Source organism: Streptomyces sp. NPDC051662 (assembly GCF_040681655.1).
In the GTDB taxonomy this organism is placed as follows: domain Bacteria; phylum Actinomycetota; class Actinomycetes; order Streptomycetales; family Streptomycetaceae; genus Streptomyces.
This window is the reverse complement of sequence record NZ_JBFAZD010000001.1, coordinates 206590-219115: the sequence shown is the minus strand read 5'-3', so window position 1 is coordinate 219115 and position 12526 is coordinate 206590. Positions and strand designations below refer to the sequence as shown.

The window sequence follows — 12526 nt, the reverse complement described above, 5'->3', positions numbered from 1 at the left end:
ATGCGCTTCCGCCACCCCGACGGCTCCACCGTCCACCTCTCGTACTGCACCAATGTCCACCCCGCCGAGACCCTGGACGGCGTACTGGCCCAACTGCGCGACCACTGCGAGCCGGTACGCAGACGCCTCGGCCGGGACCGCCTCGGCATCGGCCTGTGGCTCGCCAAGGACGCCGCCCAGGCCCTGATCAACGACCCGGCGGTGCTGCGCGGGCTCCGCGCCGAACTGGACAGGCGCGGTCTTGAGGTCGTCACGCTCAACGGCTTCCCGTACGAGGGCTTCGGCGCCGAAGAGGTCAAGTACCGCGTGTACAAGCCGGACTGGAGCGACCCCGAGCGGCTCGCCCACACCAGCGATCTGGCCCGGCTGCTGGCCGCGCTGCTGCCCGACGATGTCACCGAGGGCTCCGTCTCCACCCTCCCGCTCGGCTGGCGTACCCCCTGGGACGACGCCGCGGCCCGTACCGCCCAGCAGGCGCTGTCCGCGCTCTCCGAGCGGCTGGACGCGCTGGAGGAACTGACCGGCAAGTCCATCAGGATCGCGCTGGAACCGGAGCCCGGCTGCACCGTCGAGACCACCGCGGACGCGATCGGCCCGCTCACTGACATCGCCGGTGACCGCATCGGCATCTGTATCGACACCTGCCATCTCGCCACCTCCTTCGAGGACCCGGCCGGCGCGCTCGGCGCCCTGGAGGCGGCGCGTATCGCCATCCCCAAGGCCCAGCTCTCCGCCGCCCTGCACGCCGAGCAGCCGCATCTGCCGGAGGTACGGGAGGCGCTGGCCTCCTTCGCCGAGCCCCGCTTCCTGCACCAGACCCGTACCCGCACCGCCGCCGGACTGCGCGGTACGGACGATCTGGCCGAGGCGCTGGCCGGCGATGTGCTGCCCGACGGAGCCCCCTGGCGCGCGCACTTCCATGTCCCGCTGCACGCGCCGCCCGCCGCGCCGCTCACCTCCACCCTTCCGGTGCTCCGCGACACCCTGGCCCGGCTCGTCGGCGGCCCGCATCCGCGCACCCGTCATCTGGAGGTCGAGACCTACACCTGGCAGGCGCTGCCGCAGGAGCTGCGGCCCCGTTCGCGCGGACAGCTCGCCGACGGGATCGCGGCCGAACTCACCCTGGCGCGTGATCTGTTGACCGACCTCGGCCTGAAGGAGCTGCCATGAAAGAGACCCAGGCCGAGACTCCGGCCCCGAACCCGCTGCTGGTTCTCGATGTCGTCGGGCTCACGCCCCAGCTGCTCGCTCATATGCCGAACCTGCGCGGGCTGGCGGCGTCCGGCTCCCAGGCACCGCTCTCCACAGTGCTGCCCGCCGTCACCTGTAGCGCGCAGTCCACCTTCCTCACCGGCACACTCCCCGCCGAGCACGGCATCGTCGGCAACGGCTGGTACTTCCGCGAGCTGGGCGATGTGCTGCTCTGGCGCCAGCACAACGGCCTCGTCTCCGGCGACAAGCTCTGGGACGCCGCGCGCCGCGCGCACCCGGGCTATACGGTCGCCAACATCTGCTGGTGGTACGCGATGGGCGCGGACACCGACTACACAGTCACCCCGCGGCCGGTCTACTACGCGGACGGCCGCAAGGAACCCGACTGCTACACCCGGCCGCCCGCGTTGCACGACGAACTCACCGAGAAGCTCGGTACGTTCCCCCTCTTCCACTTCTGGGGACCCGGCGCCGATCTGGTCTCCTCGCAGTGGATCATCGACGCCACCCGCCATATCGTCACCACCCGGCGGCCCGATCTGGCGCTCTGCTATCTGCCGCATCTCGACTACGACCTCCAGCGCTACGGCCCCGACGACCCGCGCTCGCACCGGGCGGCGACGGAACTCGACACCGCCATGGCCCCGCTGCTGGACGACGCCAGGGCGGAGGGCCGTACGGTCGTCGCGCTCTCCGAATACGGCATCACGCGTGTCTCACGGCCCGTCGACATCAACCGGGCCCTGCGCAGGGCCGGGCTCCTTGAGGTGCACACCCAGGACGGCATGGAGTATCTCGACCCGATGGCCTCCCGGGCCTTCGCCGTCTCGGACCATCAGCTCGCCCATGTCTATGTACGCCGCCCCGAGGACCTTGACGCCACGCGCGAGGCACTGAAGGATCTCCCCGGGATCGACGAACTCCTGGACGACGAGGGCAAGAAGGCGCACGGCCTGGACCACCCCCGCTCGGGTGAGCTGGTCGCCATAGCCGAGCCCGACGCGTGGTTCACGTACTACTACTGGCTCGACGACGACCGGGCCCCCGACTTCGCCCAGCTGGTCGAGATCCACCGCAAACCGGGCTATGACCCCGTCGAGCTGTTCATGGACCCCCTCGATCCGTATGTACGCCTCAAGGCGGCCAAGGCGATCGCCCGCAAGAAGCTCGGTATGCGCTACCGCCTCGCGGTCGTCCCCCTGGACGCCTCGCCCATCCGCGGCAGCCATGGCCGGCTGCCGCAGAGCGACGACGAAGGTCCGCTCATCCTGTGCTCCACCCCCCGCGCTGTCGGTGACCGGGTCGCGGCCACCGACGTCAAATCCCTTCTCCTCCAGCTTGCCGGACTGCACTGAAAGAAGGAGTTCCGCAATGAGCCGCAAGAAGTCAGCCGACCCAGAGCTCGCCCAGAAGCTGAGCAGACGCAATATGCTCGGCGTCGCCGCGGGCGCGACCGCCGCCGCCGTCCTCGGCGCCTCGGCGACCCCCGCCGCCGCCCAGGGCAAGGGAAACGGGCATGGCCACGGCCATGGCCAGCCCGTCCTGCCCCCCGGCCGGCTCGGCATCCAGCTCTACTCACTGCGTGACAAGGTCTCCACGATCGGCTTCGCGAAGGTCTTCGAGGAGCTGGAGCGCTTCGGCTACGACGAGGTCGAGTTCGCCGGATACACCCAGGGATCCGCGGGCGCGATCACCCTGCCCCAGCTCAAGCGGCTGGCCAGGAATCACGGGCTCAAGGGCATCGGCAGCCATGTCAACTACTACGACGACAACAACCCCAACGCCTACAGCTTCGCCCAGAACCTCACCAAGGTCCTGGACGACGCCCAGGAGCTGGGTCTTGACCACATCGGTACGGCGTCGGGCCCGTGGCGCTACGGATCGACCGTGGACGGCTGGAAGCGGGCAGCCGCGGACTTCAACGCCTATGGGGCCGCGGCCAAGCGGCGTGGCATGAAGTTCTACCAGCACAACCACGCGGAGGAGTTCTCCTTCGCCTCCGACCAGCCCAACGTCCGTCTCTACGACGTTCTGCTGGCCGAGACCGACCCCAGCCTGGTCTATCTGGAGATGGACATCTACTGGGCGTTCGCGGAGCAGTTCCGCTTCAGCAAGACCCCCGAGGGCAAGCCCGCGCCCTTCGACCCGCTGCGCTATGTGCTCAAGCAGCCGCACCGTTACCCGCTGTTCCACGTGAAGGACGGCATCGAGGACATCGCCGCCCGCGACGGCTACCGCATGGTGGACGTCGGTGACGGTGACATCGACTACCAGCGCTTCATATCGGCGGTGAACAAGACCCGCGGCGGACGCCGTGACCACCACTGGCAGGTGGAGCACGACCAGCCGGTGGACTCCCTCCTCTTCGCCAAGAAGTCGTCCGCGCATCTGCACTCCCTGCGCGAACGCCGGTAGTCCATACGGCACATATGTCAGTGTGACGGCACAGTGGTGTGATCACACGGCGGCGGCCCTCCTCGCGGCTCGGTAGTGAGCCGCGAGGAGGGCCGCTTACTCGCGAACGGTCACCCGCCGGCCGGTTGCGGCACGGGGGGAGCGCTCTTGTCCGGCGATTGACCGGGATTACGCAACAGCATGGCCATGGCCGCGGCTACGAGGGACAGTCCGCCGGCGAGGATGTACGCGCCGTTGTAGCCCCAGGAGTGGACCGCCATCGCTCCGAGCCCGCCTCCGAACAGCCCGCTGATCAGCTTGCCGCTGTAGGCGAGACCGTAGTTGGTGGCGTTGTAGTTCTCACCGAAGTAGTCCGGTGTGAGCGCCGCGAACAGCGGGAAGAACGCCCCGCCGCCGAAGCCGGAGATGAAGGCGAACACCAGGAACAGGATCTCGTTCTTCGTGTTTCCCGCCCACAGGACGCCGAACTGTGCGAGTCCCAGCACCGTGATCACGAAGATCAGTGTGCTCTTGCGGCCCCAGAGGTCCGACAGCCAGCCGACAACTCCTCGCCCGACGCCGTTGACGACGGACAGCACACCGGCCGACGAGGCGGCGACGAGTGGTCCGAACCCGACGTCCTTGGCGAACGGCACCTGGAAGGAGATACCGAAGATGGACACCCCGGCGGTGATCACCAGCAGCACCCAGATCAGCGGGAGCATGCCCGTCCTGATGGCCTCCATGGGCCGGTACTGCTTCGCCGCCGGAGGGTTCTTGGCGAGGGTCTTCGCGTTCTTGCTGTTCGCCGCGATCTTCAGCGGGTCGATATCCGCCGGCCACCAGTTCTGCGGGGGATCCCTGAAGAACAGGGCGCAGACGGCGACGATGACCAGCACATAGACCCCGATCAGGTCGAGCACCGTCCGGTAGTTACCGAGGTTGAACGCGTAGTTGAAGATGAAGATGAACGGCACCGCGCCATAGGCGAATCCGCCGTTGACGAATCCCGTCTTTCCACCACGGCGTTCCGGGAACCACTTGCCCACCATATTGATGCAGGTGGCGTAGATGAGACCGGATCCGACACCGCCGAGCAGGCCGAATCCGAGGACCGCGGCCGACACGTTGTTGAAGTGCGAGATGGAGAGGAAGCCCACGAAGGAGAGAGCGGCGCCGATCAGTGTGGCGGCGCGCGCTGTCAGAATCCCCTTCTCCCGCAGCCAGCCTGCCGGGAAGGCGACACCCGCCTGGAAGAACACCCAGATGCTGAGGATCCAGAAGGTGTTGCTCTGGGACCAGCCATGCGCCGCGGAGAGGACACTTTCGGCTGAGCCGAAGGCGTACTCGAAGACGCTGATGGCCATCATGGCCGCCCATGGCAGGTACACCATGAACTTTCGGGAGTGTCCGAGTATTTGTCGGTCGGTCTCGCCGATGCGGTAGACGCGGCCACGATCATCTGTGATTTCGCGGTAGCCCGCGTCGGCCGTAGCCGACGCGGACCCACCGGAAAGAGGTTCTGCTGACATTAAGCGATTTCACGGCCAATCGGGTTCGGGTTTGCTTCGATTTTCTTGCTGTCCGGCCTTCCTGGCGCCTTGAGGAACAGTGCCAGTACCGCTGAGGCGAGTCCGATGCTTCCGGCGATGATGAACGCGCCTTCGTAATCCCAGGCGGCCACCACGACGGCTCCCATACCGGAACCGACCAGACCGGAGATGAGCTTGGAGCTGTAGACCATGCCGTAGTTGGACGCGTTGTTGTTCTCTCCGAAGTAGTCCGCCGTCATCGCGGCGAACAGCGGGAAGATCGCGCCGCCACCGAAGCCGGAGACCATCGAGCAGAAGAGGAAGAACGGCATGCTGCCCATGGACCCGGAGACGAGCACACCGAACTGCGCGGTGCCCAGGACCAGGCAGACGAAGATCAGGGTGTTACGGCGTCCGTACCGGTCGGAGATCCAGCCGATGACACCGCGACCCGTGCCGTTGACGATCGCCTTGAGCGACATCGCGGTGGCCACGATCCCGCCCGCGAACCCCATGTCCTTGCCGAAGGGCACCTGGAACGCGATTCCGAAGATGTTGATACCCGCCGTGCAGAGCAGGCAGAACCACATCATCCACAGCACGGGTGTACGTGCCGCTTCCTTCGGCGTGTACTGCTTCACCGCCGGCGGGTTCTTCTCCAGCGCACGCCGGATCCTCGGGTCCTCCGACGTCTTCAGCGGGTCGACCTCGGAGGGCCACCAGTACTTCGGCGGGTCCTTGAAGAACCAGCCGGAGACCGCGACGACAGCACAGCAGATGACACCGACAGCCACCAGAACCGTCTGGTAGTTGCTCAGGTCCATGTACGAGGTGAACAGGAAGACGAAGGGCACCGAGCCGTAGGCGAAACCGCCGTTGACGAGGCCGGTCTTGCCTCCCTTGCGCTCCGGATACCACTTGCCGACCATGTTCACACAGGTGGCATAGACGAGACCCGCGCCGATGCCGCTGAACATACCGAAGCCGATGTACGCCACGATCACATGCGGCGCGTAGGCCAGTGAGAGATAGCCGAGGAGCGTACCCAGCGCGCCGAGCATCATGGCGTACCGGGCGGGCAGCTTGCCGCTCTCACGGAGCTGCCCCGCGGGGAAGGCCACGGCCGCCTGGAAGAATATCCAGACGCCCATCAGCCAGAATATGTGCCCGCTGCTCCATAGATGGGCCTCGTGCAGAGTGTCCTCAGCCGAGGTGAACGCGTACTCCGACGAACTGATGCCCATCATCCCGATCCACGGGAAGAGCACCATCGTCCATCGCGCACGGCCCATGATGTCCCGGTCGGACTCACCGATCCGGAACACACGGCCGTTGGCATCCGTCACCTCCTTGAAGGGGACGGTGCTGGAGAGTTGAGTGGTAGTCATGCGGTGTAGACACCCCTTGCATCGAAAGAACTGGCCAGCGCCCCCTGTCCGAACTTTCGTGCCACCCGACTTGGTCAGGTCATCGACTTCCTCCCAACGGGCTTAACACCGAATCTTTCTGACGGTGTGTCATGATCTTTTTCCGAGTGGCGGTCAACAGCCCCGCCGCTCGCGTCCACACGGCGGTGTCATGTCCGGGGTGCAGCCCCAGGACCGGCCGGTGGAAGTCTGGTGGATGTGTCACAGCAGCCCCGCGGCCCGCGCCCACGCGTACTTCGCACCGAGCGCCGCGACCGGCTTCTCGGTGGTGTACGGATAGGCCACCACTCCGCGCTCGAAGAGGTACTGACAGGCCTCCTCGACCTCGATGTCGCCCGCGAGGGACGCCACCACCGGTTTCTGGATGCCCTTCGCGCGGAACTCCTCGACCACCCGGGCCGTTAGTTCAGCGAAGGCCATGGGAGGAGTGACGATCGTGTGCCAGTAGCCCAGCACCAGCGCGTGGATCCGCGAGTCCTCAAGGCCGAGCCTGATCGTCGCCTCGTACGTGGCCGGGGGCTCGCCCCCGGTGATGTCCACCGGGTTGCCCGCCGCGCCGAAGGGAGGGATGAACGCGCGGAACGCCGTGTCGAGGTCCGGCGGGATCTCCATCAGCGACATGCCGTTGTCGACGACGGCGTCGGAGAGCAGTACGCCCGAGCCGCCCGCGCCGGTGATGATGACGACGTTGTCGCCCAGCGGAGTGGGGAGCACGGGCAGCGCCCGCGCGTACTCCAGCATCTCGTTCAGGCCCGGCGCCCGGATGACGCCCGCCTGCCGCAGCACATCGTCGTAGACGGCGTCGTCACCCGCGAGCGCGCCCGTGTGCGAGCCCGCCGCTCTGGCGCCGGCCGCCGTACGCCCCGCCTTGAGGACCACGACCGGCTTCTTCGGTACGGTCGCGCGCGCCGCCGCCACGAAGGCCCGGCCGTCCTTCAGGTCCTCCAGGTGCATGGCGACGCACTCGGTGTTCGGGTCCTCGCCGAACCAGGTCAGCAGATCGTCCTCGTCGAGGTCCGACTTGTTGCCGAGGCCGACGATCGCCGAGACACCCGTTCCCGTACTCCTGGCGAAGCCGAGGATCGCCATCCCGATGCCGCCGGACTGCGAGGTCAGCGCCACACCGCCACGGACGTCGTACGGGGTGCAGAAGGTGGCGCAGAGGTCCTGCCAGGTGGAGTAGTAGCCGTAGATGTTCGGCCCCAGCAGCCGTACGCCGTACTCCTCGCCGATCGCCACGATCCGCGCCTGGAGTTCGTGCTCGCCGGTCTCGGCGAAGCCGGAGGGGATCAGCACGGCGTTCGGGATGCCCCGGCGGCCGACCTCTTCGAGGGCCGAGGGGACAGAGGCCGCGGGGATCGCGAAGACGGCCACATCGGGCTGGCCCGGAACGTCCATCACGCTCTTGTACGCCTTACGGCCGAGGATGTCATCGGCCTTGGGGTTCACCGGATGGATCTCTCCCGGGAAGCCCCCGTCGATCAGGTTCCGCATGACCGAGTTTCCGATCTTGCCCGGCTCGCCGGAGGCCCCGATCACCGTCACCGACGCGGGCTTCATCAGCCGCCGCATCGAGACGAGGATCTCCTCGCGGGTGTACGTACGACGCCTGACCGGCTTCTCGGAGGCCAGCAGAATGCGCACGTCCGCGGCCGTCACCCCGGTCGCCGAGGCGAACACCGGATTGAGATCGACCTCGGCGATCTCCGGGAAGTCGGCCGCGAGCCGCGATACCTTCACCACCAGATCGGCGAGCGCGTCCCGGTCGACGGCCGCGCCGCCGCGCACCCCGCGCAGGATCTCCGCCGCGCGGATCCCGTCGAGCATCGACAGCGCGTCGTCCCTGGACGCCGGTGCGAGCCGGAACGTGACGTCCTTGAGCACCTCCACCAGGACACCGCCGAGACCGAAGGCCACGATCGGGCCGAAGGTCGGGTCGGTGACCGTACCGACGAGCACCTCGGTGCCGGCCGGCACCATCTGCTGCACCTGTACGCCGAGGATCCGCGCCTGCGGGTCGTACGCCCGCGCGTTGGAGACGATTCCGGTGAACGCCCCGCGCACCTCCGCGGTCGAGCGCAGGCCCGTCATGACGCCGCCCGCCTCCGTCTTGTGCGTGATCTGCGGCGAGACGATCTTCAGCGCGACCGGGAACCCGATCCGGTCGGCGAGGGCCACCGCCTCGTCGGCGTTCTCGGCGAGGCCCTCCGCCGGGGTGGGGATGGCGTAGGCGTCGGTGACGCTCTTGCCCTCGGGCGCGGTCAGGGCCGTACGTCCCTCGGCCAATGCGGCGTCCAGGACAGCGCGTACGGCCTTCTGACGCTCCTCAGTGATGTCCACCGCTAGATGACTCCGTTCGTTTTGAGCAGTCGCAGTTCCTCGTCGTCGAGACCGAGCTCGCCGACGTACACCTCCTCGTTGTGTTCACCGAGCAGAGGTGAGGTGACCACGTCAACCGGGGAGTCGGAGAGCTTCAGCGGGCTGCCGACCGTGGTGAACGTGCCGCGCTGCGGGTGCGGGACCTCGACGACCATCTCGTTGGCCGCCAGGGAGTCGTCCTCGATGATCTCCTTGGTGGAGAGGATCGGGCCGCACGGGATGTTGTGCGCGTTGAGCTTCTCCAGCACCTCCCACTTGGGGAGCGTGCTCGTCCACTCCTCGATGAGCTGGAACATCTTGCCGAGCTTGGGCAGCCGGGCCTCCGGGGTCGCCCAGTCGGGGTCGTCCGCCAGCTCGGGCCGGCCCATCAGCTCGGTGACCGGCCGCCAGCCGACCGGCTGGACGATCACATACACATAGTCGTTGGGGCCGCCCGGCGCGCATCTGACGGCCCATCCGGGCTGTCCGCCGCCGCTCGCGTTGCCGCTGCGCGGTACGTCGTCGCCGAAGTCCTCGTTGGGGTACTCGGCGAGCGGCCCGCGCGCCAGCCGCTGCTGGTCGCGGAGTTTGACCCGGCAGAGGTTGAGGACGGCGTGCTGCATCGCGACATTGACACGCTGGCCGCGACCGGTGTGCTCACGCTGGAAGAGCGCGGCGAGTATGCCGGCGACGGCGTGGACACCGGTGCCGGAGTCGCCTATCTGCGCGCCGGTGGCGAGCGGGGGCCCGTCCTCGAAGCCGGTGGTGGTCATCGAGCCGCCCATGGCCTGCGCGACGACCTCGTACGCCTTGAAGTTGGTGTACGGACCATCGCCGAAGCCCTTGATGGAGGCGTAGACGATCCGCGGGTTGATCTCCTGGATGCGCTCCCAGGTGAAACCCATGCGGTCCACGGCGCCCGGGCCGAAGTTCTCCACCATGACATCGGAGCGGCGGATCAGCTCGGTGAGGATCTCCTTGCCGCGCTCGGTCTTGGTGTTGAGGGTGATGGACCGCTTGTTGCAGTTGAGCATCGTGAAGTACAGCGAGTCGACGTCGGGGATGTCGCGCAGCTGCTTACGGGTGATGTCGCCGGTCGGAGCCTCCAGCTTCAGCACGTCCGCGCCGAGCCAGCCGAGCAACTGGGTCGCGGAGGGGCCGGACTGAACATGCGTCATGTCCAGTACCCGTACGCCGGAGAGTGCCTTGGCCGACGCGGTCGTCCGGGCGGTCTCAAGAGCCTGAGTCATCGAGGGGCTCCTCTACTTGTACCTGGTGTGGTCCATGGGTACGGGGGCGTGCGCTTCGCTCGCTTCTGTCCGGCATGAGGAGGCCCCTGTCCCTTCGCATACGGGAGGGCCATCGCCCTCGCGGTACATTGCATACAGTCGACGAATACTGTATGAAGCTTGTTATCCCGCATCCTGCGGATGGTGTCCAGGGGGCGTGCGGCACTTTCGTCAAAAAGGGAGCCGGCATGGATCTGTACGAGCACCAAGCAAGGGAACTCTTCACGGACCATGGCATCGCGGTGCCTGAGGCCGAGGTGGTGGAGCTGGCGAGGGAGGCCAGGTTCGCCGCCGAACGGCTCGGTGGCCGGGTGGTCGTCAAGGCACAGGTGAAGACCGGAGGCCGGGGCAAGGCGGGCGGGGTGAAGCTCGCGATCGACCCGGCCGCGGCCGAATTGACCGCCCGTCAGATGCTCGGCATGGATATCAAGGGCCACACCGTCAGGAAGGTGATGCTGGCCCAACCAGTGCATATTGCATCTGAGTTCTACGTCTCCTACGTCCTCGACCGGGCCACGGGCACCTTCCTCGCGATCGCCTCCGCCGAGGGCGGCATGGATATCGAGGAGCTCGCGGCGAGCCGCCCGGAGGCGGTCGCGAGGGTCCCCGTCGACCCCGCGGAAGGGGTTACGGAGGCAAAGGCGGCGGAGATCGCGAGGGCCGCTCAGCTGCCCCCCGAGACCGTCCCCGTACTCCGGGCGCTCTGGCGGGTGGTGGTCCGGGAGGATGCCCTTCTGGTCGAAGTCAACCCATTGGTCCGTACCGAAGAAGGGCTGATTCTCGCCCTCGACGGAAAAATTACCCTTGACGACAACGCGCGCTTCCGGCAAGAGCGTTGGGGCGACCGTGCGAGCGAGGAGCACGGCGACCCGCTGGAAGCAGCGGCGGCGGCCAAGGGGCTCAACTACGTCAAGCTCGACGGCGAGGTCGGCATCATCGGCAACGGCGCGGGCCTCGTCATGTCCACCCTCGATGTGGTCGCCGGCTGCGGCGCCCGCCCCGCCAACTTCCTCGACATCGGGGGAGGGGCGTCCGCCCAGGTGATGGCGGACGGTCTGACGGTCATCCTCTCCGACCCGGCGGTCAAGTCCGTGTTCGTGAACGTCTTCGGCGGCATCACGGCCTGCGACGCCGTCGCCGAGGGCATCGTCCAGGCCCTGGAATCCGTGCGGTTGACCAAACCGCTCGTGGTGCGCCTCGACGGCAACAACGCGGCGCGTGGCCGTGTGATCCTCGCGGACCGCGCGCATCCACTCGTGGAGCAGGTCAACACCATGGACGGAGCGGCCCGGCAGGCCGCCGTCCTGGCGAACGTCGGATAGCGATCGGATATGTGGGATACGTGGGATAAGGAGAGCGACAGACCATGGCGATCTTCCTGACCAAGGAGAGCAAGGTCCTCGTCCAGGGCATGACCGGCGGCGAGGGCATGAAACACACCCGGCGGATGCTCGCCGCCGGGACCGACATCGTCGGCGGTGTGAACCCGCGCAAGGCAGGCCGTACCGTCGACTTCGACGTCCCCCACGGCCCTGAGGGCCGGGGAGGTGCCCCCTGTGCCGTACCCGTCTTCGGCTCGGTGAGCGAGGGCATGGCGGCGACGGGCGCGGACGTCACCGTTGTCTTCGTACCGCCACCGTTCGCCAAGGCCGCCGTCATCGAGGCCGCGGACGCGCGGATCGGGCTCGCGGTCGTGATCACCGAGGGCATCCCCGTCCATGACGCCGTCTCCTTCCAGGCGTACGCCAAGAAGCGGGGCACCCGGATCATCGGCCCCAACTGTCCCGGACTGATCAGCCCCGGGCAGTCCAACGCGGGCATCATCCCGGCGGACATCGCTGCCAAGCCCGGCCGGATCGGACTCGTCTCCAAGTCCGGCACCCTGACCTACCAGCTCATGTACGAGCTGCGGGAGACCGGCTTCTCCTCGGCCGTCGGCATCGGCGGCGATCCCGTCGTGGGCACCACCCATATCGACTGCCTCGCCGCCTTCGAGGACGACCCGGACACAGAACTGATCGTTCTCATCGGGGAGATCGGCGGCGACGCGGAGGAACGCGCCGCGGCGTACATAGCCGAGCGCGTCACCAAGCCGGTCATCGGCTACATCGCCGGATTCACCGCGCCGGAAGGCAAGACGATGGGGCACGCCGGCGCGATCGTCTCCGGTTCCTCCGGTACCGCGGAGGCCAAGAAGAAGGCCCTGGAGGCGGTCGGCGTGCGGGTCGGCTCCACCCCCTCGGAGACCGCGCGGCTGGTACTCGACCGTCTCGCGATGTCACGTGACGTCGCTCATAATTGAAGGGAGTGTGTG

9 protein-coding genes are annotated in these 12526 nt (G+C 67.5%); 5 read left to right on the top strand and 4 right to left on the bottom strand.

Going from position 1 to position 12526, the window contains the following annotated elements; all coding sequences use genetic code 11:
- Genes eboE through AB0M67_RS00995 form a run of 3 tightly spaced genes read left to right on the top strand, consistent with a single transcriptional unit; the run spans nt 1 to nt 3627 of the window.
- Nucleotides 1-1170 (top strand): metabolite traffic protein EboE, encoded by a 1170-nt coding sequence (eboE, locus tag AB0M67_RS01005; RefSeq protein WP_365741179.1) that lies wholly within the window; start codon nt 1-3, stop codon nt 1168-1170.
- Nucleotides 1167-2567, top strand: coding sequence for a nucleotide pyrophosphatase/phosphodiesterase family protein (locus tag AB0M67_RS01000; RefSeq protein WP_365741177.1), 1401 nt, complete (start codon nt 1167-1169; stop codon nt 2565-2567). Before eboE ends, AB0M67_RS01000 begins: the two co-directional genes overlap by 4 nt.
- Nucleotides 2568-2583: 16 nt before the next feature.
- Nucleotides 2584-3627, top strand: a complete 1044-nt coding sequence (locus tag AB0M67_RS00995) for a sugar phosphate isomerase/epimerase (RefSeq protein ID WP_365741175.1) — start codon at nt 2584-2586, stop codon at nt 3625-3627.
- 110 nt (nt 3628-3737) lie between these two features.
- Here the strand turns inward: AB0M67_RS00995 and AB0M67_RS00990 are convergent, their stop codons facing one another.
- From AB0M67_RS00990 to frc, 4 genes are all read right to left on the bottom strand, one after another.
- Entirely contained in the window at nt 3738-5138 is a 1401-nt protein-coding gene (locus tag AB0M67_RS00990; protein WP_365741173.1) for an OFA family MFS transporter, read from the bottom strand.
- Nucleotides 5138-6526: an OFA family MFS transporter gene (locus AB0M67_RS00985; RefSeq protein WP_365741171.1), complete on the bottom strand. Its 1389-nt coding sequence runs from the start codon at nt 6524-6526 to the stop codon at nt 5138-5140. The genes AB0M67_RS00990 and AB0M67_RS00985 overlap by 1 nt, the downstream gene beginning before the upstream one ends.
- A 240-nt stretch (nt 6527-6766) precedes the next feature.
- Entirely contained in the window at nt 6767-8899 is a 2133-nt protein-coding gene (locus tag AB0M67_RS00980; protein ID WP_365741818.1) for an acetate--CoA ligase family protein, read from the bottom strand.
- Between the two features lie 8 nt (nt 8900-8907).
- Entirely contained in the window at nt 8908-10173 is a 1266-nt protein-coding gene (gene frc, locus AB0M67_RS00975) for a formyl-CoA transferase (RefSeq protein ID WP_365741169.1), read from the bottom strand.
- 227 nt (nt 10174-10400) lie between these two features.
- On the opposite strand from frc, the gene sucC reads away from it, so the two are divergent.
- Together sucC and sucD are read left to right on the top strand one after the other, a co-directional pair.
- Nucleotides 10401-11534, top strand: coding sequence for an ADP-forming succinate--CoA ligase subunit beta (sucC, locus tag AB0M67_RS00970; protein WP_365741167.1), 1134 nt, complete (start codon nt 10401-10403; stop codon nt 11532-11534).
- A 44-nt stretch (nt 11535-11578) separates the two neighbouring features.
- Nucleotides 11579-12514 carry a succinate--CoA ligase subunit alpha gene (gene sucD, locus AB0M67_RS00965; protein ID WP_365741165.1) on the top strand — a complete coding sequence of 312 codons (936 nt, stop codon included), beginning with the start codon at nt 11579-11581 and terminating at the stop codon, nt 12512-12514.
- Nucleotides 12515-12526: the final 12 nt, after the last annotated feature.